Annotated in this window: 18 protein-coding genes; 12 read left to right on the top strand and 6 right to left on the bottom strand. The window is 73.2% G+C overall.

Features of this window, described 5'->3' with window-relative positions; translation table 11 throughout:
- Nucleotides 1–9: 9 nt before the first annotated feature.
- The 6 genes from AB0C22_RS10310 to AB0C22_RS10285 all read right to left on the bottom strand — a co-directional run bounded on the left by AB0C22_RS10310 (nucleotide 10) and on the right by AB0C22_RS10285 (nucleotide 7,709).
- The gene (locus AB0C22_RS10310) at nucleotides 10–2,298 is read right to left on the bottom strand and encodes a tetratricopeptide repeat protein (RefSeq protein WP_357534572.1); all 2,289 of its coding nucleotides are present in this window, start codon (nucleotides 2,296–2,298) and stop codon (nucleotides 10–12) included.
- Nucleotides 2,299–2,467: 169 nt separating this feature from the next.
- Nucleotides 2,468–2,989, bottom strand: coding sequence for a DinB family protein (locus AB0C22_RS10305; RefSeq protein ID WP_357534570.1), 522 nt, complete (start codon nucleotides 2,987–2,989; stop codon nucleotides 2,468–2,470).
- A gap of 125 nt (nucleotides 2,990–3,114) precedes the next feature.
- The gene (locus AB0C22_RS10300; protein ID WP_357534568.1) at nucleotides 3,115–3,606 is read right to left on the bottom strand and encodes a universal stress protein; all 492 of its coding nucleotides are present in this window, start codon (nucleotides 3,604–3,606) and stop codon (nucleotides 3,115–3,117) included.
- Nucleotides 3,603–5,222, bottom strand: coding sequence for an MDR family MFS transporter (locus tag AB0C22_RS10295; protein WP_219468280.1), 1,620 nt, complete (start codon nucleotides 5,220–5,222; stop codon nucleotides 3,603–3,605). The genes AB0C22_RS10300 and AB0C22_RS10295 overlap by 4 nt, the downstream gene beginning before the upstream one ends.
- 313 nt (nucleotides 5,223–5,535) lie before the next feature.
- On the bottom strand, nucleotides 5,536–5,973 hold the full coding sequence (locus AB0C22_RS10290; protein ID WP_307826066.1) for a MarR family transcriptional regulator: 438 nt from the start codon (nucleotides 5,971–5,973) through the stop codon (nucleotides 5,536–5,538).
- 23 nt (nucleotides 5,974–5,996) lie between these two features.
- Entirely contained in the window at nucleotides 5,997–7,709 is a 1,713-nt protein-coding gene (locus tag AB0C22_RS10285; protein ID WP_357534566.1) for an alkaline phosphatase D family protein, read from the bottom strand.
- Nucleotides 7,710–7,857: 148 nt separating this feature from the next.
- Here AB0C22_RS10285 and ftsY point away from each other — a divergent pair, with 148 nt between their 5' ends.
- From ftsY to AB0C22_RS10225, 12 genes are all read left to right on the top strand, one after another.
- A complete protein-coding gene (gene ftsY / locus AB0C22_RS10280; RefSeq protein WP_357534564.1) occupies nucleotides 7,858–9,039 on the top strand; it encodes a signal recognition particle-docking protein FtsY in 1,182 nt (393 codons plus the stop codon).
- A 7-nt stretch (nucleotides 9,040–9,046) separates the two neighbouring features.
- On the top strand, nucleotides 9,047–9,910 hold the full coding sequence (locus tag AB0C22_RS10275) for an aminoglycoside phosphotransferase family protein (RefSeq protein WP_172898393.1): 864 nt from the start codon (nucleotides 9,047–9,049) through the stop codon (nucleotides 9,908–9,910).
- A gap of 340 nt (nucleotides 9,911–10,250) precedes the next feature.
- A complete protein-coding gene (locus tag AB0C22_RS10270) occupies nucleotides 10,251–11,663 on the top strand; it encodes an ammonium transporter (RefSeq protein ID WP_208567198.1) in 1,413 nt (470 codons plus the stop codon).
- Nucleotides 11,664–11,688: 25 nt separating this feature from the next.
- Nucleotides 11,689–12,027 carry a P-II family nitrogen regulator gene (locus tag AB0C22_RS10265; protein ID WP_067307311.1) on the top strand — a complete coding sequence of 113 codons (339 nt, stop codon included), beginning with the start codon at nucleotides 11,689–11,691 and terminating at the stop codon, nucleotides 12,025–12,027.
- Between the two features lie 13 nt (nucleotides 12,028–12,040).
- Complete coding sequence (locus AB0C22_RS10260; protein ID WP_357534562.1) at nucleotides 12,041–14,365, top strand: [protein-PII] uridylyltransferase; 2,325 nt, start codon at nucleotides 12,041–12,043, stop codon at nucleotides 14,363–14,365.
- 126 nt (nucleotides 14,366–14,491) lie between these two features.
- The gene (locus AB0C22_RS10255; protein WP_219468294.1) at nucleotides 14,492–15,394 is read left to right on the top strand and encodes an ABC transporter ATP-binding protein; all 903 of its coding nucleotides are present in this window, start codon (nucleotides 14,492–14,494) and stop codon (nucleotides 15,392–15,394) included.
- The gene (locus AB0C22_RS10250) at nucleotides 15,384–16,205 is read left to right on the top strand and encodes an ABC transporter permease (protein ID WP_357534559.1); all 822 of its coding nucleotides are present in this window, start codon (nucleotides 15,384–15,386) and stop codon (nucleotides 16,203–16,205) included. The genes AB0C22_RS10255 and AB0C22_RS10250 overlap by 11 nt, the downstream gene beginning before the upstream one ends.
- 19 nt (nucleotides 16,206–16,224) lie before the next feature.
- On the top strand, nucleotides 16,225–17,352 hold the full coding sequence (locus AB0C22_RS10245) for a sensor histidine kinase (protein ID WP_357534557.1): 1,128 nt from the start codon (nucleotides 16,225–16,227) through the stop codon (nucleotides 17,350–17,352).
- Entirely contained in the window at nucleotides 17,349–18,005 is a 657-nt protein-coding gene (locus AB0C22_RS10240; RefSeq protein WP_219468303.1) for a response regulator transcription factor, read from the top strand. The genes AB0C22_RS10245 and AB0C22_RS10240 overlap by 4 nt, the downstream gene beginning before the upstream one ends.
- 175 nt (nucleotides 18,006–18,180) lie before the next feature.
- Nucleotides 18,181–19,737 carry a signal recognition particle protein gene (gene ffh, locus AB0C22_RS10235; RefSeq protein ID WP_208567196.1) on the top strand — a complete coding sequence of 519 codons (1,557 nt, stop codon included), beginning with the start codon at nucleotides 18,181–18,183 and terminating at the stop codon, nucleotides 19,735–19,737.
- Between the two features lie 68 nt (nucleotides 19,738–19,805).
- The gene (locus AB0C22_RS10230) at nucleotides 19,806–20,387 is read left to right on the top strand and encodes a Uma2 family endonuclease (protein WP_219468306.1); all 582 of its coding nucleotides are present in this window, start codon (nucleotides 19,806–19,808) and stop codon (nucleotides 20,385–20,387) included.
- Between the two features lie 18 nt (nucleotides 20,388–20,405).
- Nucleotides 20,406–21,485, top strand: a complete 1,080-nt coding sequence (locus AB0C22_RS10225) for an amidohydrolase family protein (RefSeq protein WP_219468309.1) — start codon at nucleotides 20,406–20,408, stop codon at nucleotides 21,483–21,485.
- The last annotated feature ends 37 nt before the right edge of the window (nucleotides 21,486–21,522 follow it).

Raw genomic sequence — 21,522 nt, 5'->3', positions numbered from 1 at the left:
GCGGGCGGGTCACTCGTCGCTGATGCCGTCGGGCTGTTCATGCTGCCGCCAGTACGTCAGGGACTCGGCGGTATTCGCGGTGAGCGGATGGTCCGGTCCGACCACCCGCAGACAGGTGGCCAGCAACTGCTCCAGGGCGTCGGCGGCACCCGCCGGATCCCCTGCGTGCCCCCGCCACGAGGCCAGGGTCCGTTGCGCGGACAGGGTCTGCGGGTGCTCGGCGCCGAGCACCCGGGTGTAGTCCGCGACCAGCGCCCGGGTCTCGCTCACCGCGGCGGCGTGCTCACCGGTGACGCCGAGCTGGAAGGCCAGGCCGTTGCGGGCTTTCAGGGTCGCGTCGTGCTCGGGGCCCAGCAGCCGCTGGCAGTCGGCGAGCAGCTCACGGAGCGCGACGACCGCACCGGCCGGATCACCGGCCTGTCCCCGGAGCCAGGCCAGGCTGCCCCGGGTGATCAGGGTATCGGGGTGATCCGGGCCGTTCACCCGGAGAAGGTCGGCGAAGACCTCGGCGGTGGCTTCGGCGGCTCCGGCGGGATCGCCCGCCTCGCCCCGCCAGAAGGCGATGTTGTGCCGGGTGGTCAATGTGAGCGGGGCGTCCGGGCCCAGCACCCGGACGCAGTCGGCGGCGAGCGTGACGAATTCGTCCGCCGCCCCGGCGGCATCTCCGCCCCTGCCCCGGTAGAAGGCGTGCAGGAGGCGGAAGTTGAGTGTTCCGGCGTGGTCCGGCCCGTACAGCCGCAGCGAGTCGGCAATGGTCCGCTCCAGGCCGTCGCTGGCGGCCCTGATCAGCCCGGCGTTACCCAGGCTGCTGTAGAGGCTGATCAACACGTCGCGAGATTCGTCGCGGAGCAGCAGGTCACCGGCATGATCGCGGAGCGCGACGGCGTTCGCCCGGAACGCCTGATTGACGGCGGGGCGGGTCTCGCCCCCGGGCCACTGGCCCAGCAGCGCGGCGGCGGCGGTCCGGGTGGTCCGGCTGAGCTGGTCGCCGGTGAGCTCGTCCCGTGCGGCGCGCTGCACCAGCGCGTGCACCCGGAGGCTGCCACCGTGCGGATCGTGCGTGATCAGGTTGAGCCGGTGCAGGTTGTGCAGGGCGCGACCCACGTCGTCCACCCCGACGACGTCGTCGGTGCCGCGTGCCTCGGTCAGATAGGTCAGTACGGCCGTGGTGCTGAGCAGGGCGGTGGGGACGCCGTTGGGGTCCAGCAGCGCGACCAGATTCAGCACCGGCCGGGCCAGGCCGGCGGGGGCCGCCGCGTCGGCGGCGTCGATGGACAGCGCCCAGGTCGCCGCCACCGTGGCCCGGTGGTCGTCGGGGAGGGCGTCCGGCTGGGGCACCAACTCGTCGAGCCGCCGCCGGCGGTCGGTGAGCAGCCGGCGGTAACCGGCGCAGTCGAGCCCCCGGTCCCGGATGAAGGCGGCGGCCTGGGCGACGGCCAGCGGCAGATGGCCGAGGTCGGCGGCGAGTTGCCGGGCCTCGGCCAGCCGACCCGGGTCGGCGATGGCCCGGTGCAGATAGCCTGCGGCCTCGGCCTCGCTGAAGAGCCCCACCTCGACCAGGACGCGACCCTCGGCGGCGAGTACGGCGTCACGTCGGCGGGTGGTGACGATCGTGCGCCCGTGGCGGTTGGCGGGCGGCCACCAGCCGGCCGCGTGGGCCGGCGTGTCGAGGTTGTCCAGCACCACCAGCCAGCGGCGGTCGGTGCGTTCGCACCAGTTCAGCAGTGTCGCGGCGGCCTGCTCCAGGTCCACCGTCGGATCGACCAGGCGTAGTTGCCGGGCCGCCTGGGCGTAACCGGCGAGGATGGCGTCCCGGCTGATGGCGGTGATCCAGACCAGCAGGTCGAGTTCGCCGGCGTGGGTCAGGCGTCGGGCGAACTGGGCCGCGAGTTGGGTCTTGCCGACACCGCCCATCCCGGAGAGCACCTGGGTGAGCACCGCGGTGCGGCCGGTCCGGGCGACGCGGGTCAGGTCCAGCTGCGCACGTCGGTCCTGGAACCAGGACGCGGACTGCGGCAGCCGTCCGACCTGCACCAGACGGCCGGTCGCCGGGGCACGGTCGGCTCGGCCGACCCGCAGGGCCTGCACGGCGGCGATGGTGCCGACCAGGGAGAACACCGCGCTGACGATGCCGGCGATCCAACCGGCCTGCTCGGTGCCGGCCCAGCCGGGGCGCAGCGCTGCGCCATCGACGGGACGACGCAGCAGCACGATGGCCACCGCGGCAGCCAGCAACGCCGCCAGCAGCAACATCACCGCCCGCCGGCCGGGCGGGCGACGGCGGAAGACCTCACCCATGTCTCCATCATCCCGTGTGGACGCACGCCGCTCATCGGTGCTCCGGAGCGCTCCTACGGCCTCACGGATGGTGATGTCCGGTCATCCGGTCACGACGGGTGCCCGCAACACCCCAGGCCGGGGTCGGGCCGGCCGGCGGACGGGTGGGCCGCGCCGACCGGCGGCGGGGTCACTCGCCGGTGACCCCGTCGAGGCGTTCCCGGAGCAGGTCGGCGTGCCCGTTGTGCCGGGCGTACTCCTCGATCAGGTGCAGGTAGACCCAGCGCAGGCTGAAGGTCCGTTTCTTGGGACCCACCTCGGTGAACGTCTCGTCGAGCGAGCGGCCCACGGCGGCGGCCCGGGCCAGCTCGATCTGCTCGTGGTAGGTGGCGAAGTCGGCCTCGGCGTCGGCGTGGCTCACGTCGAGGTCGGCGTCCGGGTCGTCCACGGAACCGTACGGGTAGTCGAACTGCTGCCCGGCGAAGTTCTCCCGGAACCACCAGGCCTCCACCTCGCCCAGGTGCCGGACCAGGCCGAGCAGGGTGAGCTCGGACGGCGGCACGCTCGGGGTGCGCAACTGCTCGCCGGTGAGCCCGGCACACTTGAGCAGCAGGGTCTGCCGGTGGTAGTCGAGCCAGCTCTCCAGCATGGCCCGCTCGTCGCCGACGGGGAGTTCAGGGGTCCGGGTGATGTCCGGTGCTCGCCAGGTCATGTCCGGCATCCTCGTCGCCCGGTCCGACATTCCGCGACCGTTATTCGTCGCGCCGTCGGCGGCACCACCCGGCCCGGATGCCCGGCGACGACCCGGCGCAGGCGGCGGTCGCCGACCCTGCCCGGTCAGGGGACGACGAGGACCGGCCAGCGGCCGGTGCGGACCAGGCGGGTGGCGACGGAACCGACCAGCCGGTGCCCGGCCTGCTCGGAGGAGCCGACCACCACCAGGTCCGCCCGGGACTCGTCGGCTGCCGCCCGCAACTCGGTGTACGCGTCGCCGCGCCGGCACAGGAACGTCACCGGCAGCCCCAGCTCCTCCGCGCCCCGGCGGCACTCCTGTCGCAGGTCGTCGGCGAGTTCGTCGTGGGTCTGCTGGACCGCCCCGGCCACCACCCCGGGCATCAGGCCGGTGTAGCCGGCCGGTGCGCTGACGAAGACCACCACCAGTCCGGCGCCCTGTCGACGGGCCAGCCCTGCCGCGTAGGAGGCGGCCCGTAGCGAGGTGCGGCTGCCGTCGACCCCGACCAGCACGACCCGGGGTCCGTCGGTGCCCCGCTCGAACTCCTGCGGGCGGGCCTGCGGGCCGTACTGCTCACGCTCGACGGGGACGCTCACCGGTCGGTCCCGGTGCGGACCACCGCCGCCCCGGCAGCCGCCGCGACGGTGGACTCCTGCGCGACGGTGTCGGTCCGGGCGTCCCCGGTGTGCTGGCGTAGCGGGATCTCCTTGATGAAGATCACCGCGATCAGGGAGATCAGCCCGAACGGGGCGGCAACCAGGAAGATGTCACCCGCGCCGTGGCCGTAGGCGCTCTCCACCACGGTCCGGATCGGCCCCGGCAGGGTGTGCACGTTGGGCAGCACGCCGCCGCTGCCCGAGCCGGTGGCCGGGATGCCCAGCGCGGTGAGTCCGTCGGCGATGTAGTCCTTGACCCGGTGGCTGAGGACCGCGCCGAGCACGGACACGCCGACCGCGCCGCCGAGGCTGCGGAAGAACGCCACCACCGAGCTGGCCGCGCCGAGTTCGTGGGCGTCGACGGTGTTCTGCACGGCGAGGACGAGGTTCTGCATGGTCATGCCGAGCCCGAGCCCGATCAGCGCCATGTAGATGGACAGGTGCCAGTAGGGGGTGTCGTAGCGGATCGTGCCCATCAGCGCGAAGCCGGCGGTGAGCAGCGCCGATCCGGCGACCAGGTAGCGCTTCCAGCGGCCGGTCCGGGTGATGATCCGGCCGACGACGACGGAGGAGATCAGCAGGCCGAGGATCATCGGCATGGTCATCAGACCGGACATGGTCGGGCTCTCGCCCCGGCTGATCTGGAAGTACTGGCCGAGGAAGACCGATGCGCCGAACATCCCGACGCCGACGGCGATGCTGGCGACGACGGCGAGGGTGATGGTCCGGTTGCGGAACAGCCTCGGCGGGATCATCGGCTCGCTGGCCCGGTTCTCGACGCGGACGGCGAGCACGCCGAGGGCGATCGCGCCGATCACCATGGCGGCGCTCTGCCCGGAGATCCAGTCGTACTTGTCGCCGGCCAGGGTGACCCAGATCAGCAGCAGCGACACGGCGGCGGTGATCAGGGTCGCGCCCCACCAGTCGATCTTCACCTGGCGCCTGACGACCGGCAGGTGCAGGGTCTTCTGGAGCACCACCAGGGCGGCGATGGCGAACGGCACGCCGACGTAGAAGCACCAGCGCCAGCCGAGCCAGGAGGTGTCGACGATGACGCCGCCGATCAGCGGGCCGCCGATGGTGCCGACGGCCAGCACCGCGCCGAGGTAGCCGCTGTACCGGCCGCGCTCGCGGGGCGCGATCATCGTCGCCATGATCACCTGGGCCAGGGCGGTGAGGCCGCCCGCGCCGACGCCCTGGAGCACCCGGCAGGCGATGAGCTGCTCGGTGGACTGGGACAGGCCGGCCAGCACGGAGCCCAGCACGAAGATGGCCAGGGAGAGCTGGACCAGCAGCTTCTTGCTGGTCAGGTCGGCGAGCTTGCCCCAGATCGGGGTGGTCGCGGTGGTCGCCAGCAGGGTCGAGGTGACCACCCACGTGTAGGCGGACTGGCCGCCCTTGAGTTCGGTGATGATCCGCGGCAGCGCGTTGGAGACGACCGTGGAGGAGAGGATCGCGACGAACATGCCCAGCAGCAGTCCGGAGAGGGCCTCCAGGATCTGCCGGTGGGTCATCTCGACGCCGGTCGCCCGGGTGGGCGCTGTCGCCTGGGTCATCGTCGTTGCCTCCGCTGGTGGTGAAAAGGGTGCCTCGGGCAACCGTAAGCGTTCGTTGCCCCAAGCAACAACCGGAGGTGACCTGGCTCTATTCCCTTGACCCCGGGCCGGGCCGGGCCGGGCCGGGGCGGGGCGGGGTCGGGCCGGGGCGCGGCGGGGTCGGGTCGGGCCGGGGCGCGGCGGGGTCGGGCCGGGCCGGGGCGCGGCGGGGTCGGGCCGGGCCGGGGTGCGGCGGGGTCGGCGCGTCGCACCGCCGGGCCGCAACGGGGTCAGCAGGTGACGCCCGCCGGAGCCGGGGAGTGGCGCGACAGGGTCAGAAGGTCTCGTTGAACCGGTGCATCAGGCGGGCGAACTCCTCGACGTCCCGCTTCGGCCAGGTCTCCATCGACCGGTTGATCTGGTCCATCCGGGCGGACCGGGCGGCGTCGAACCGCCGGGTGCCCTCCTCGGTCAGCCGCAGCTGCGCCGCCCGCCGGTCGACCGGGTCCGGATCGCGGCGCACCAGGCCCAGCGCCTCCAGCCCCTGGATCTGCCGGCTCAGCGTGCCCTTGCCGATGCCCAGCTCAGCGGCCAGGTCGGTCAGTCGGGTCGACCCGGACCGGCGCAACCACAGCAGCAGGCCGTACGCGTTCGGCTCCAGGTTGGGGTGCACCTCCCGGGCGATCTCCCAGGACAGTGCCCGGCCCCGGCGGAGCAGCGCCGTGAGTTCGTGCTCCAACACGCGCAGCGTCTCGGGCAGATGATCGTCCACGGCACGAGGGTACGTGGCGGAGGTCACTTCGCCGAGGAGAGCCGCTGCCGGGCCACCTCACGCAGGTGCCCGTCGCTGGTGGTGCCCTCGATCAGCACCACCGCCTCCCGCCCGGTGTGCCGCAGCGTGCTCACCGCGTTGCCGAAGTACGGGCCGGCCAGCTTCTTCCAGCGCACCGTCGGGCGGCGTACCCCGGCGGAGCGGGCCAGCGCCCGGGTGGCCGCCGCCGGTCCGGCGCTCCAGCCCAGCTTCATCAGCGGGCGCATCGCCGCCGGCACCTGGTTGTGGATCGGGGAACAGGTGAGCTGGTGCACCGGGGTACGCACCGCCGGGTCGTCGAACCGGGCGCGGGCCACGTACGAGTGGTGCACGTCGCCGGAGAGCACGCTGATCGACGCCGGCGCCGGGTACGCGGGCCCCGCGCCGATCCGGTCCCCGGTGCTGCCCGGGGTGCCGCTGCCCAGCCGCACGAACAGCGCGCCGAGGGCGTCGAACGAACGGCGGAACGCGGCCCAGTGCTCCAGGTCGAGCGCCCGGCGCAGCTTCTCGGCCAGCCCGGCGACCCACGGCCGGCCGGAGTCGGCCAGTTTCTCGTTCCACGCCTCCACGTGGTGGATGCCCGGCGGCAGCAGCCAGGGCAGCGACGCGCCGATCACCAGGTGGTCGTAGACCCCGTGGGCCCGGTCCAGGAACCAGGACCACTCACCGGCGGGCAGCATCGACCGGACGCCCGGTTCGAGCACCCGGCTGCACCGGTTGTCCAGCATGACCAGCCGGGTCCGGCCCAGGTCCAGCGCGTAGCTCCACTGGTACTGCACGGCCCGCCAGCGTTCGGTGTCGTGCGCCTCGTCGGCCTCGGAGTCCACCCGCTCGCCGAACTCGCGCAGCACCGCGGTGGCGTCCTCGGCGGCGACCACCTTGGCATAGAGCGGGTCGGCGGCGATCTCGTCCGGGGCGAGGTTGCCCAGGTGCTGGTAGACCCAGTAGGAGGCCAGGCCGCTGCGGATCCGCTCGGCCCACCAGGCCTGCTCGCGCATGTCGGCCCGCCACGACTTCGAGGTGTTCCAGTCGTCGATCACCTCGTGGTCGTCGAAGATCATCACGCTCGGCACCGTGGACAGCAGCCAGCGGATCTCCGGGTCGCGCCACGACTCCAGATAGAGCTTGGTGTACTCGTCGAAGCTGACCACCTGGTCGGCCGGGGCGTCCTTCGGCCGCCGCCGACGCCGCTTGAGCAACCGTTTGACCGTGGGCGAGGTGACGTCGGCATAGACCTGGTCGCCGAGCAGCACCAGCAGGTCGGGCAGGTCGTCCGGGTCGGGCGCGGCCATCAACCGCCGGGCGTACGCGTCAAGCGCGTCCGGGGGCAGCTTGCGGGTGGTGTTGTGCTGGGTGGTCTCCCGGCACGACCCGAAGATCAGGCTGACCGGCTGGTCCCGGTCGTCGGCCGCCCTGGTCCGGATCACGCTGGGCGGGAACCCGTCGCGGGCCACCGGCCAGACCAACTCGTCGTCGACAAGCACCTCGTAGCTGGTGGTGTGGTCCGGGGTGAGCCCCTCCACCACCACCAGCGCGTAGTGGTGCTCGTACGCGGAGAAGGTCGGCGCGGAGCCGGTGGCGCCGTCGGCCGTGCGGACGGTGACCACCGCGGGCCCGCTGGTCTCCACCCACACCGTCGCCCGGGTGCCGACGACCCGGCGCAGCAACGGGCCGATGAGCAGACGGGGCTCAGGCATTGGTGGCACCTCCGAGGAGAGGACGTTTCATCTTTTCTACCCCGTGGGCGGGTGGGTCACCCCCGGCAGCGGCGAGCGTACCCGCAGCTCGCTCAGCTCCGGAGGCGGTGAGTGGGACGCCGTCGCCGGCATCTGACAGGATTTCGGCATGACGGACTACCTCCTCGTCGCACTGGCCCTGCTCGGCGTGCTGATCCTCGGCGGCCTCGGCCTGGTCGTGCCCCGGCTGCGTCGGCGTGCCGCACCCCCGCTGCCGCAGACCGAGGTCGACACCCGGGCCGAGGAGGACCTCGCCGGGCCACCCGTCGAGGCGGCGGAGTCCGACCTGTCCACCGGTGTCCTGGTCGAGCCGCCGGTGGTCACGGCCCCACCGCTGGAGGTCCCCGAGCCGACCGCGGGCCGGCTGGTCCGGCTGCGGTCGCGGCTGGCCCGCTCGCAGAACGCCTTCGGCAAGGGCCTGCTCGGCCTGCTCGCCCGCGACCACCTCGACGAGGACGCCTGGGAGGAGATCGAGGACAGCCTGATCACCGCTGACGTCGGCATCGACGCCACCCGGGACATCGTCGACCGGCTCCGCGAGCGGACCCGGGTGCTCGGCACCCGCTCCGCCGGTGAGCTGCGCGACCTGCTCGCCACCGAGCTGGTCACCGCCCTCGACCCGGGACTGGACCGCTCGTTGCGCACCACCGGCCGCGACGGCATGCCGGCGGTGCTGCTGGTGGTCGGGGTCAACGGCGCCGGCAAGACCACCACCTGCGGCAAGATCGCCCGGGTGCTGGTCGCCGACGGCCGCTCGGTCACCCTCGGCGCGGCCGACACCTTCCGCGCCGCCGCCGCCGACCAGCTGGAGACCTGGGGCGGCCGGGTGGGCGCCGAGACGGTCCGGGGCGCCGAGGGCGCCGACCCGGCCAGCGTGGCCTTCGACGCGGTCCGCCGGGGCATCGACGCCGGCACCGACACCGTGCTCATCGACACCGCCGGCCGGTTGCAGAACAAGATCGGCCTGATGGACGAGCTGGGCAAGGTCAAGCGGGTGGTGGAGAAGCACGGCCCGATCGACGAGACGCTGCTGATCCTGGACGCCACCACCGGGCAGAACGGGCTGGAACAGGCCCGGGTCTTCACCGAGGTGGTGAACGTGACGGGCGTGGTGCTGACCAAGCTCGACGGGACGGCCAAGGGCGGCATCGTGATCGCCGTCCAGCGCAAGCTCGGCATCCCGGTCAAGCTGGTCGGTCTCGGCGAGGGCGCGGACGATCTGGCCCCGTTCGACCCGGCGCAGTTCGTCGACGCGCTGCTCGGCACCGAGCCGCTCGCCCGGGACGCGTAACCTCGCGGTGAGCAACGACGATCGCGCGTACGCCGGGTGGCGTGACCCCCGCCATGCGGCGCCGGGCCTGGGGAGACCGTACGTGACCTCGCAGGAGATCCCGCTGCACGGCGGGAACGTGAGCACCGTGGTCCGGGTCGGCGACACCGTCCGGCGCAACGCCGGCCCGTGGACGCCCTCGGTGCACGCCCTCCTGCGCCACCTGGAGTACGTCGGGTTCACCGGCGCTCCCCGGGCGCTGGGGATGGACGAGCGCAACCGGGAGGTGCTGTCCTACCTCGAAGGGGAGTGCGGGGAGTACCCGCTGGCCCCGCACTGGGTCACCGACGAGGCGCTGGTGACGGTGGCCACCATGCTGCGGATGTTCCACGACGCCCAGTACGGTTTCGCCCCGCCGCCCGGCGCGGTCTGGCGCTCGTTCGGGCCGCCGCCACCGGACACCGAGGTGATCTGCCACCACGACGCCGCCCCGCACAACGTGATCTGGCGGCCCGACGGCACCCTCGGCCTGATCGACTTCGACCTCGCCTCGCCCGGGGCCCGGATCTACGACGTGGCGTACGCGGCGTGGACCTGGGTGCCGATCTTCGCCGACCGGGACTCGATCACGCTCGGCTGGAAGCACCCGGACCGCCCCCGCCGGCTGCGGCTGTTCGCCGACGCGTACGGGCTGATCCCCCGGGACCGGCACCGGCTGATCCGGACCATCCGCAAGCGGATCGTCGACCACGTGGAGGGCATCCGGCGGATGGCCGCGGCGGGGGAGCCGGCGTTCGTCCGGATCGTGCACAAGGGTCACCTTCGGCGCCCGATGCGCGACCTGCGCCTGCTCGACTACGAACGGCACGCCCTGGAGCACGCCCTCCGCTGACCCGCTCGGGGCCGGTGCGCGCCCGGCGCGTCCCGCGCGCCCGGCCCGGCGGCCCCACGCGAGCCGGGCCCGGTCACCCCACGCGCCCACCACCCGGACCACCCCGGCGATCAGCCGCCATCGGGGAAAGAGCGGCCGTTCGTCACCGGACGGCCACTCTTTCGTTTCCCGGTTTTCATGATCGAGGTTCTTCACACGCCGGAAACAACCCGTCACGTGTCGGAAATCGAGGGGTGTCGGTCCAGGAAACAGCCGCCGACCAAGCTTCCGCCCAACCGGCGTACGGGCGACGCTGCCCCGGAAGCCGCGAAGGAGGGAACTTCACCTTTAGGAGGCCAGCGTGCCTGAAGCACCGACGATCGACGGCGGCAACACCGTTTGGCTGCTGGTTTCGACCGCTCTCGTGCTGCTCATGACCCCGGGACTGGCGCTGTTCTACGGCGGCCTCAACCGGGCCAAGGGCGTGCTCAACATGATGATGATGAGCTTCTCCGCCATCGGGCTCATCTCTGTTCTGTGGTGGTTCTACGGTTTCAGCATCGCCTTCGGGACCGACGTCAACGGTTTCTGGGGCGACCCCGGTGCCTACCTGGGCACCAAGACCTTCCTCGCCGAGACCGACCTGTGGGGCGCCACGGCGGAGAACCCCAGCGGCATCGGCGTCCCGCTGTACGTGTTCATGGCGTTCCAGATGGTCTTCGCGGTGATCACCGTCGCGCTGATCAGCGGCGCGATCTCCGACCGGGCCAAGTTCGGCGGCTGGCTGCTGTTCGCCTTCGGCTGGGCCACCCTGGTCTACTTCCCGGTCGCCCACTGGGTGTGGGGCGGCGGCATCATCGGCGCCAAGATCCACGCGTTGGACTTCGCCGGTGGTACCGCGGTGCACATCAACGCCGGTGCGGCGGCTCTCGCCGTCGCCCTGGTGCTCGGCAAGCGGCTGGGCTGGCCGCGTGAGGGCATGAAGCCGCACAACATCCCGCTGGTCGCGCTCGGCGCCGGCCTGCTGTGGTTCGGCTGGTTCGGCTTCAACGCCGGGTCGGAGCTCACCGTCGACTCGGTCGCCGGGCTGGCCTTCATCAACACCCAGCTCGCCACCGCCGCTGCGGTGCTCGGCTGGATCGCGGTGGAGTGGATCAAGGACAAGAAGCCGACCATGGTCGGTGCCTCGTCCGGTGCCGTCGCCGGTCTGGTCGCCATCACCCCGGCCTGTGGGTTCATCGCCCCCTGGGCGGCGGTCCTGCTCGGCATCGTCGCCGGTGTGGTCTGCGCCCTGGCCATCAGCCTGAAGTACAAGCTCGGCTACGACGACTCGCTCGACGTGGTCGGCGTGCACTTCGTCGGTGGCTGGATCGGGTCGCTCTGGCTCGGCCTGTTCGCCACCAACTCGGTCAACGCCGCGATCAGCGACGTGGTCGGCGCCTCCGACGGCCTGTTCTACGGCGGCGGCGTCACCCAGTTCGGCCGCCAGGCCCTCGCCGGCCTGATCGTGACCGCCTGGTCGTTCGGTGTCGCCTGGGTGCTCGCCTTCGTCATCGACAAGACCCTCGGTTTCCGGGTCAAGGCCGACGACGAGGTCGAGGGCATCGACATCAGCGAGCACGCGGAGAGCGGTTACGACCTGTCCCCGAGCACCGGCGGTGCCGGTGGCGGTGCGTTCGCGATGGCCGGGATCACCCCCGGCGGCGCGAAGCCGGCCTCCCCGGGGGCCCCCGAACCGGCCACCGCGCCCGTGGACGAGAAGGTCGCCGGTTAACGTTCGGAGAATGGAGGGCTTGGACATGAAGCTGGTGACCGCGGTCATCAAGCCGTACCAACTGGACGCGGTGAAGGAGGCCCTGCACGCCCTCGGCGTGGCCGGCCTGACCGTCAGCGAGGTCCAGGGGTACGGACGTCAGAAGGGGCACACCGAGGTCTACCGGGGTGCCGAGTACACGGTCGAGTTCCTGCCCAAGATCCGGGTCGAGGTGCTCACCGACGAGATGGACGTCGACAAGGTCGTCGACGCGATCGTGGCCGCCGCCCGGACCGGCAAGATCGGTGACGGCAAGGTCTGGGTGACCGGCGTGGAAGAGGTCGTCCGGGTCCGTACCGGCGAACGCGGCCTCGACGCCCTGTAGGAGGACCCCCCAGATGACCCCGTCGATCAAGAGGAACACGTCGGATGACACCGGAAACGGAGACGGGAACCTCTTGGTCGACGGGGTCGTCGGGGTCCCGGCGGGGATCGGGGAACCGGCCCGGGCGGGCCGGGCGGAGGCCTTCGACACCTGGCTGCGCGGGCTGCTGCCGAAGCGGGAGGGCATCGCGCTGATCGCCGTCGGTGGCCTCGGCCGTCGACAGTGCGCCCCGTACGGCGACCTCGACCTGGTGCTGCTGCACGCCGGGGTGGCCGGGGTGGACGAGCTGGCCGCCTCGCTGTGGTACCCGATCTGGGACGCCGGGGTCCGGCTCGACCACTCGGTGCGTACCCTCGCCGAGGCGCTGTCGGTGGCCCAGGACGACGTCAAGGTCGCCCTGGCCCTGCTCGACGCCCGCTTCGTCGCCGGTGACCCGGCGCTGGCCGACACCCTCACCCGCACCGCCACCGACCACTGGCGGCGGACCGCCGTACGCCAGCTGCCCGCCCTGCGGGAGATCACCGAGGTGCGCTGGCGTACCCACGGTGAACTGGCCTTCCTGCTCGAAGGTGACCTGAAGGAGGCCGCCGGCGGGCTGCGCGACGTGGGCATCCTGCGGGCCATCGCCACCGCCGGGATCACCGACGCGCTGCGTCCCGCCGTCCGCGCCGCCCACCTGCGGCTGCTGGACACTCGCGACGCCCTGCACCGGCAGGTGGGCCGCCGGGTCGACCGGCTGGTCGCCCAGGAACGCGCCGGGGTGGCCGCGCTGCTCGGCCTGCGCCAGCCGACCCCGGAGGCCACCGACGCCGGGATGCGGGCGGAGACCGGCGACGGCGACGCCCTGCTGCGCCGGGTCGCCGGTGACGCCCGCACCGTCAGCCACGCCCTCGACGACGCCTGGCGGGCCGCCGACCGGCTCCGCTCCGGCCGCCGCCGGGGCGCCGACGGCCGGCCGCTGCGCCGCCCGGTGGCCCGGGACGTCGTCGAGCACGACGGGGAGCTGGTGCTCGCCCGGACCGCCATCGGGGCCCGCCCCGACCCGAGCCTGTCGCTGCGGATCGCCGCCGCCGCCGCCACCACCCGGCTGCCGATCGCGCGGGCCACCTGCGAGTGGCTGGCCGCGTACTGCCCGCCGCTGCCCGCGCCCTGGCCACCGGCCGCCCGGTCCGCGTTCGTCACCCTGCTCGGTGCCGGCCCCGGCCTGGTGCCCGCCTGGGAGACCTGCGACCGGTACGGCCTGATCGACGGCTGGCTGCCCGAGTGGACCCGGCTGCGCAGCCTGCCGCAGCACAACCCGGTGCACCGGTTCACCCTCGACCGGCACCTGGTGCAGGCCGCGTACGAGGCGAGCCGGCACACCCGTGACGTCGAGCGCCCCGACCTGCTGCTGATCGGCGCGTTCCTGCACGACATCGGCAAGGGGCTGGACGGCGACCACTCGACCGTCGGTGCCCCGCTCGCCCAGGCGGTGGCCACCCGGATCGGCCTGCCCGCCGGGGAGGCGGCGTTGATCGGCACGCTGGTCCGGCTGCACCTGCTGCTGCCCGACGTGGCCACCCGCCGCGACCTGTCCGACCCGAAGACGATCGCCGGGGTGGCCGAGCGGGTCGGTGACACCACCACCCTGGAGCTGCTGCACGCCCTGGTGCTGGCCGACGCCGCCGCCACCGGCCCGGCCGCCTGGTCCGGCTGGAAGGGGCGGCTGATCGCCGAGCTGGTCGCCCGGGTACGGACCACCCTGGACACCGGCATGGTGCCCGCCCCGCCGGACCCCGACCCGGCGCTGGTCGCCGGGCCGCTGCCGGTCGTGCACCTGACCGACGACCGGGTGGCGGTGGCCGCAGCCGACCGGCGGGGACTGCTCGCCACGGTGGCCGGCTGCCTGGCCCTGCACCGGCTGGACGTGATCTCGGCGGACGCCGCCACGGTCGACGACCGGGCCCTGGTCGAGTGCCGGGTGCAGCCGCGCTACGGGATGGCCCCGGACCCGATCGCGCTCAGTGCCGACCTGCGCCGCGCGGTCACCGGCGACGTCTCGGTCACCCAGCGGCTGCGGGGCCGGGCGCTCGCCGCGCGCAGCCAGGGTGCCGCGCCGAGGGTGGTCTGGCACCGGGAGGCGGCCACCGACGCGGTCCTGCTGGAGCTGCGCGCCGCCGACGCGGCGGGCCTGCTCTACCGGGTCACCTGCGCGTTGGACGAGGCCGGGGCGCAGGTGCGCGCCGCCCGGATCTCCACCCTCGGCGGTGACGTGGTCGACGCGTTCTACCTGGTCGGTGGTTGGCCGTCGGACGAGCAGCGGGCCCACATCGAGGCCGCCGTCCTCGCCGCGGTGTAGGACCGCGCCGCCGTCTCTCCCGGCCTTGCCGGGCAACTTCCGGGCAGTGCGGTACGCCCGTCGACGTATGCCGGGAGCCGCCGCCGGGCCGACGCGCCGAAGGCCCGGCGACGCGATCCTCGGGGCATGAACCTGCCAGTGCAGACCGAAGCGCTCACCAAGCGGTACGGCGGACTGACCGCCGTGCGGGATCTCGACCTGACCGTCCGGGCCGGCGAGGTGTACGGCTTCCTCGGCCCCAACGGCGCCGGTAAGACCACCACCCTGCGCATGCTGCTGGGCCTGGTCCGTCCCAGCACCGGGGCGGTGCGGCTGTTCGGCCGTACGCCTGGTGCGGGGTGGCTCGCCGGTGTCGGCGCGCTGATCGAGGGGCCGGCCTTCTACCCGTACCTGTCCGGGCGGGAGAACCTGCGGGTGCTGGCCCGCCTCGCCGGGGTCGGGGCGGACCGGGTCGACGCGGTCCTCGGCCTGGTCGACCTCGCCGACCGGGCGGGCGACCGGTACGCCGGCTACTCGTTGGGCATGAAACAGCGGCTCGGGGTAGCCGCCGCCCTGCTCAAGGACCCGCCGCTGCTGATCCTGGACGAGCCGACGAACGGCCTGGACCCGGCCGGCATGGCGGACATGCGGACGTTGATCCGGCGGCTCGGCGCGGCCGGTCGCACCGTGCTGGTCTCCAGCCACCTGCTCGGCGAGGTCGAGCAGGTCTGCGACCGGGTCGGTGTGCTCGCCCGGGGTGCACTGGTGGCCGAGGGCAGCGTCGCGGAGTTGCGTGGCGCGGCCGGGCTGCGACTGCTCGCCGACCCGTTGGACGAGGCGGCGGCCCGGGCCCGGGAACTCGTCGGCGTCGACCGGGTCCGGATCGTCGACGGTGGACTGGAGCTTTCGGTCGAGCCGGAGCGGGCGGCGTGGCTGAACACCGAACTGGTCGGTGCCGGCCTGGCCGTACGCGAACTGCGGCCCCGGGAACGGGATCTGGAGGAGGTCTTCTTCGACCTGGTGGGGAAGGGGACGGCCGATGTCGCGTAGTTTCCGCGCCGAACTGGTCAAGCTGGTGCGACGCCCGGCCGGCTGGCTGCTGCTGGCCGTCGCGCTGGCGCTCTCGCTGATCTTCACCTACCTCTTCCCGTACGCCGGGGTGGCCGGCGACGCCGACGGACCGAACACCGACCGGGCGCTGCCCGCGATGCTCCCCGACCACCTGGTCGGCAACTCCCTCGGCGGGTTGCCGATCTTCCTCGGCGCGATCCTGCTGATCCTCGGCGTGCTCACGGTCGGCGGGGAGTACGGCTGGGGGACCTGGAAGACCCTGCTCACCCAGGGACCCACCCGGCTCCAGGTGTACGGCGGCAAGCTGCTCACCCTTGCCGTCGCCGCGCTGGCGGTGGTGCTGGCGGTGTTCGTGCTCGGCGCGGTGGCCGCCGCGCTCATCGCGTCCGTCGAGGGACAGCCGGTGCGCTGGCCGTCGACCGGTGACCTGGTGACCGGCATCGGCGCGGGCTGGCTCATCGCCACCATGTGGACCATGCTCGGTGCCGTACTGGCGGTCGCGCTGCGTGCGGTGGCGCTGCCGGTCGGCCTGGGACTGGTGTGGATGCTCGTCGTGCAGAATCTGCTCGCCGCGATCGCCGCGCCGCTTGTCGACTGGGTGGCGACGGCTCAACTGGGGCTGCCCGGCCCGAACGCCGGGGCGCTGGTGGCCGCGTTGGGTGCGCCCGGCGACACCCCCGGCGTCGCGGCCACGGTCGGTGGTGGGCAGGCGGCGCTGGTGGTCACCGCGTACCTGGTGGGTTTCGCAGCGGTCGGCGCGGTGCTGCTGCGCCGGCGGGACATCGGCTGAGCCGGGACGGGGGAGGGACGTGGCGCGTGAGAGCGGGGACCGGGGACGGTGGCTCCTCGACGGCCTGCTCGCCCTGGTCCTGCTGGCGATCGGGTTGGTCGGCACCGCGCCGGCCGGCCTGAACCAGGGCGTGCCCGCAGGCCCGGGCGCCTACCCGCTGGTCGTGGTGGCGGCGCTCGTGGTGGCGGTGCGCCGGCGCTGGCCGGCGGCCACGCTGGCGGTGGCCGCCGCCGCGACCACCGGCTACCTGGTGCTCGGGCAGCCGTACGGGCCGATCCTGCTGTCGTTCCTGGTGGCGGTCTACACGGTGGCTGCGCACCGGCCGGTCCGCGTCGCGGCGACGGCGGGCGCGGTCGTGCTGGCGGCGCTGCTGGTCCAGGTGTTCGTCGGCGTGCGTCCACTCGGCCCGGTCGCGTTGATGCCGGTCGCCGCGTGGGTGGTGGTGCCGTTCGCGGTGGGGGCGGCGGTGCGGCTGAGCCGGGAGGGCGCCGCCCGGGGGCGGGCGGACGAGGCCCGCCGGCTGGCCGACGCGGAGCGGCTGCGGGTGGCCCGCGAGGTGCACGACGTGGTGGGCCATGGCCTCGCCGCGATCCACCTCCAGGCCGAGATCGCGCTGCACCTGCTCGCGCGCCGGCCGGAGCAGGCCGAGACGGCGCTCACCGCGATCAGCCGGACCAGCAAGGCGGCCCTGGACGAGCTGCGGGTCACCCTCACCGTGGTGCGCCGCGAGGAGGCGGTCGGCGGGCGCGGGCCGACACCCGGGCTGGCCCAGCTCACGCAGTTGCGCGAGCGGCTGGCCGGCACCGGCGTGTCGGTGGCCGTGGCGACGACCGGGACGCCGCGGCCACTGCCGGTGGCGGTGGACCTCGCCGTGTACCGGGTGGCGCAGGAGGCGCTGACCAATGTGCTGCGGCACGCCGGGCCGGCCACCGCCGAGGTCCGCATCGGCTATGCCGAGGACGAGGTCACGGTGGAGGTCACCGACACCGGCCGGGGCCGGCCCGCCGTGCCCGAGCCGTCCACCGGTTTCGGTCTGGCCGGCATGCGGGAGCGGGTCACCGCGCTGGGCGGTACCTTCAGCGCCGGGCCGGCCGCGTCCGGCGGTTTCCGGGTGTACGCCACGCTGCCGACGCGGGAGGTCGCATGATCCGGGTGCTGCTCGCCGACGACCAGGACCTGGTCCGGATCGGGTTGCGGACGCTGGTGGAGAGCGAGGACGACCTGACCGTCGTCGGGGAGGCCGCCGACGGGCTCGCCGCCGTGGAGGTGGCCCGTCGGGAACGCCCCGACGTGGTGTTGATGGACGTGCGGATGCCCGGCGTCGACGGCATCGAGGCCACCCGGCGCATCGTCGGGGATCCGACGCTGGCCGGTACCCGGGTGGTGGTGCTGACCACGTTCGAGCTGGACGAGTACGTCTTTGACGCCCTCCGGCACGGGGCCAGCGGTTTTCTCACCAAGGACACCCGCCCGGTCGAGCTGCTGCGGGCGATCCGCCTGGTCGCCGAGGGTGAGGCGCTGCTGTCGCCGTCGGTGACCAGGCGGGTGGTGCGGGAGTTCGCCACCCGCCCGGCCCGGGTCCCGCGTCCGCATCCCCGGCTGGGGTCGCTCACCCACCGGGAGCGCGAGGTGGTGGCCCTGGTCGGCGAGGGGTTGAGCAACGCCGAGATCGCCGACCGGCTGTGGGTCAGCCCGGCCACCGCGCGTACCCATGTCAGCCGGGCCATGGTCAAGCTGGGTACCCGGGACCGGGCCCAACTGGTGGTCTTCGCCTACCAGTCGGGACTGGTGGTGTCCTGACCCGGGTGGTGCCGGCGGGGGTGGGGGAAACGCGCGTCCGCTGCCTTCGGCGTGGCGCGGGGCGTGGCGTGCGGGGCCGGAGCGGGCGTGCGGCCGGCGGGCTACCCTAACGGTGGGCTGGACAGCCGGCCCGGCCGCACCTGTGCCCGCCGCTGACGACAAACGGGATGTTCGCGTGTTTGACACCTTGAGTGACCGCCTGTCCGGAATCTTCACCAAGCTCCGCGGCAAGGGCCGGCTCACCGATGCCGACATCGACGCCACCGCCCGTGAGATCCGGCTGGCGCTGCTGGAGGCGGACGTCGCGCTGCCGGTGGTCAAGGGCTTCATCACCAACGTCAAGGAGCGGGCCCGCAGCGCGGAGGTCTCCCAGGCGCTCAACCCGGCCCAGCAGATCGTCAAGATCGTCAACGAAGAGCTGATCAACGTGCTCGGCGGCGAGGGCCGCCGGCTCCAGTTCGCCAAGCAGCCGCCGACCGTGATCATGCTGGCCGGCCTCCAGGGTTCCGGTAAGACCACCCTCGCCGGCAAGCTGGCCCGCTGGCTCAAGGCCCAGGGGCACCAGCCGCTGCTGGTCGCCGCCGACCTCCAGCGTCCCAACGCCGTCGGGCAGCTCCAGGTGCTCGGTGGCCGCGCCGGCGTCGAGGTGTACGCCCCGGAGCCCGGCAACGGCACCGGTGACCCGGTGCAGGTCGCCCGCGCCTCGATCGAGCACGCCAAGCGGGCCGCCCGGGACATCGTCATCGTCGACACCGCCGGCCGGCTCGGCATCGACGCCGAGATGATGCAGCAGGCCGCCGACATCCGCGACGCGGTCGACCCCGACGAGGTCATCTTCGTCATCGACGCGATGGTCGGTCAGGACGCGGTCCGCACCGCCGAGGCGTTCCGCGACGGCGTCGGCATCACCGGCGTGGTGCTGTCCAAGCTCGACGGCGACGCCCGGGGTGGCGCCGCACTGTCGGTACGCGAGGTCACCGGCCAGCCGATCCTGTTCGCCTCCACCGGTGAAAAGCTGGAGGACTTCGACGTCTTCCACCCCGACCGGATGGCCAGCCGGATCCTCGGCATGGGCGACGTCCTCACTCTGATCGAGCAGGCCGAACAGGCCTTCGACACCGATCAGAAGGAGAAGATGACCGCCAAGCTGATGGGCGGTGAGCAGTTCACCCTGGAGGACTTCCTCGACCAGCTCATCGCGGTGCGGCGGATGGGCCCGATCGCCAACGTGCTGGCCATGATGCCCGGCATGGGGCAGATGAAGGACCAGCTCGCCGAGCTGGACGACAAGCACTTCGACCGGGTCACCGCGATCATCCGGTCGATGACCCCGGCCGAGCGGACCAACCCGAAGATCATCAACGGGTCCCGGCGGGCCCGTATCGCCGGTGGTTCCGGGGTGACCGTCATGGACGTCAACCAGCTGCTCAACCGCTTCGCCGACGCGCAGAAGATGATGAAGCAGATGGGCGGCATGATGGGCCTGCCCGGCGGGGGCCGGCGCAAGGCCACCAAGTCGCCGAAGAACAAGCGCAAGGGCACCAAGGGCGGCAACCGGCCGCGTAGCGGCGCGGGCGCCGGGCTGCCGGGCGGCTTCCCGGGTGGCATGCCGCAGCTCCCGCCGGGGATGGACCCGAACGACCTGGCGGGCGGCCAGGGCCTGCCGCCGGGCTTCAAGCTTCCGAAGATCGACTTCAACAAGCTCGGCAGGGGCGACAACCGGCCCCGCTGACGCGTGTCGGTTACGGTGGGCGACGGGGCGGGCGCTTAGGGTGTTTCCGCCCCCTGGAAGGAGATGTCATGACCGCAGCCCCGATCCTGCCCGAACGGCACGAGTGGACGGTCGACGACCTCGGCGACCTGCCGAAGGACCTTCCGTACGAACTGATCAACGGAAGGTTGATCGTGCCGTCGCCGACTCTGCTGCACCAAGACATGTGCGTCGAGCTGCTGCTCGCTCTTCGAGTGAACTGCCCGAGGGAATACCAGGTCGGAATCGATCTCTCGATGCGGGTGGACCGACGCAACGAGCCCCGGCCGGACGTCGTCGTGGTCCGGCGGGGGAACGCTACTCGTAGCCCGCTGCCCGTCGAGGACGCTCTGCTCGCCGTGGAGATGGTGTCACCCACCTCCACCTTCCGCGACATGTACGACAAGGCGAAGGTCTACGCGCACGCCGGAGTGCGTTCGTACTGGGTGGTCGACCCGCTCCAGGACCGGATCACGCTGACCGAGTACGCGCTCGGTCCCGGCGGCCGCGACTACGAGCAGCTCACCCACACCGAGGACCTGTTCGTCACCGAGCAGCCGTGGAAGGTCTCGGTCGACCTGCCGGCGTTGACCGCCCGGAAGAACGACCTGCTCGCCCCCGAGGGGCCGTGATCGGGTAGGACTGTGCGCATGGCTCTGCATGTGCGCGGTGTGCTCCTGCCCGACGACGAGGTCCGGGACGTCTGGCTCGACGGCGACCGGGTCACCTTCGACCCGGTGCCCGATGCCGAGACGGTCGCCGACTCCGGGTTCGTGCTGCCCGGACTGGTCGACGCCCACTGCCACCTCGGCATCGCCCGGGGTGCCACCCCGGTCACCTCCCTCGACCAGGCCCGTACGTTGGCCCGTACCGACCGGGACGCCGGGGTGCTCGCGCTGCGCGACGCCGGCTCGCCGTACCCGTACCCCGAACTCGACGACGAACCGGACCTGCCGCGACTGGCCCGCGCCGGGCGGCACGTCGCCCCACCGAGGCGCTACCTGCGCGACATCGGCCTGGAGGTCGACGCGGCGGAGGTGGCCGCGACGGTCACCGCGCAGGCCGCCGCCGGCAACGGCTGGGTCAAGCTGGTCGGCGACTGGATCGACCGGGGCGTCGGCGACCTCGCCCCGGCCTGGGACGCCGACACGATGGCCGCCGCCGTGGCCGCCGCACACGCCGCCGGGGTACGCGCCGCGGTGCACACGTTCAGCGAGTCGGCCGTGGAGATCATGGTGCGCGCCGGGGTGGACTCGGTGGAGCACGGCACCGGGCTGAGCCTCGACCTGATCGACCTGATGGCCCGGCAGGGCACCGCGCTGGTCCCCACGATGATCAACATTCGGACCTTCGGAGGCATCGCCGCCGCGGCCCGCCCCAAGTTCCCCGGCTACGCCGACCACATGCTCGCCCTGCGCGACCGCTTCCCCGAGGTGGTGCGCGCCGCCCACGAGGCCGGGGTGCCGATCTACGTGGGCACCGACGCGGGCGGCGGCATCGACCACGGGCTGGCCGCAGAGGAGATGCTGCTGCTGCACGAGCAGGCCCGCATGCCCGCCGTGGACGTCCTCGCCGCCGCCTCCTGGCGGGCCCGACAGTGGCTCGGCTTCCCCGGCCTGGTCGAGGGCGGCCTGGCGGACCTGGTCGTCTACCCCGAGGATCCGCGCCGCGACCTGCGGGTGGTCCGGGCGCCCAGCCGGATCGTCCTGCGCGGCCGGGTGGTCCGCTGACCGGCCGGGTGGTCCGCTGACCGGCCGGGTCGCCCGC

Source organism: Micromonospora sp. NPDC048894, from assembly GCF_040649765.1.
GTDB lineage: Bacteria > Actinomycetota > Actinomycetes > Mycobacteriales > Micromonosporaceae > Micromonospora > Micromonospora antibiotica.
The sequence above is the reverse complement of the archived record's forward strand: the minus strand, read 5'-3'. Positions and strand labels throughout refer to the sequence as shown.

What these genes read in the sequence shown, in the direction of transcription:
- AB0C22_RS10255 (WP_219468294.1), top strand. Translation starts at nt 14,492, where the DNA reads ATGAACCTGCCAGTGCAGACCGAAGCGCTCACCAAGCGGTACGGCGGA.
- AB0C22_RS10295 (WP_219468280.1), bottom strand. Translation starts at nt 5,222, where the DNA reads ATGACCCAGGCGACAGCGCCCACCCGGGCGACCGGCGTCGAGATGACC.
- AB0C22_RS10285 (WP_357534566.1), bottom strand. Translation starts at nt 7,709, where the DNA reads ATGCCTGAGCCCCGTCTGCTCATCGGCCCGTTGCTGCGCCGGGTCGTC.
- AB0C22_RS10265 (WP_067307311.1), top strand. Translation starts at nt 11,689, where the DNA reads ATGAAGCTGGTGACCGCGGTCATCAAGCCGTACCAACTGGACGCGGTG.
- AB0C22_RS10230 (WP_219468306.1), top strand. Translation starts at nt 19,806, where the DNA reads ATGACCGCAGCCCCGATCCTGCCCGAACGGCACGAGTGGACGGTCGAC.
- AB0C22_RS10305 (WP_357534570.1), bottom strand. Translation starts at nt 2,989, where the DNA reads ATGACCTGGCGAGCACCGGACATCACCCGGACCCCTGAACTCCCCGTC.
- AB0C22_RS10260 (WP_357534562.1), top strand. Translation starts at nt 12,041, where the DNA reads ATGACCCCGTCGATCAAGAGGAACACGTCGGATGACACCGGAAACGGA.
- AB0C22_RS10225 (WP_219468309.1), top strand. Translation starts at nt 20,406, where the DNA reads ATGGCTCTGCATGTGCGCGGTGTGCTCCTGCCCGACGACGAGGTCCGG.
- AB0C22_RS10250 (WP_357534559.1), top strand. Translation starts at nt 15,384, where the DNA reads ATGTCGCGTAGTTTCCGCGCCGAACTGGTCAAGCTGGTGCGACGCCCG.
- AB0C22_RS10240 (WP_219468303.1), top strand. Translation starts at nt 17,349, where the DNA reads ATGATCCGGGTGCTGCTCGCCGACGACCAGGACCTGGTCCGGATCGGG.
- ftsY (WP_357534564.1), top strand. Translation starts at nt 7,858, where the DNA reads ATGACGGACTACCTCCTCGTCGCACTGGCCCTGCTCGGCGTGCTGATC.
- AB0C22_RS10310 (WP_357534572.1), bottom strand. Translation starts at nt 2,298, where the DNA reads ATGGGTGAGGTCTTCCGCCGTCGCCCGCCCGGCCGGCGGGCGGTGATG.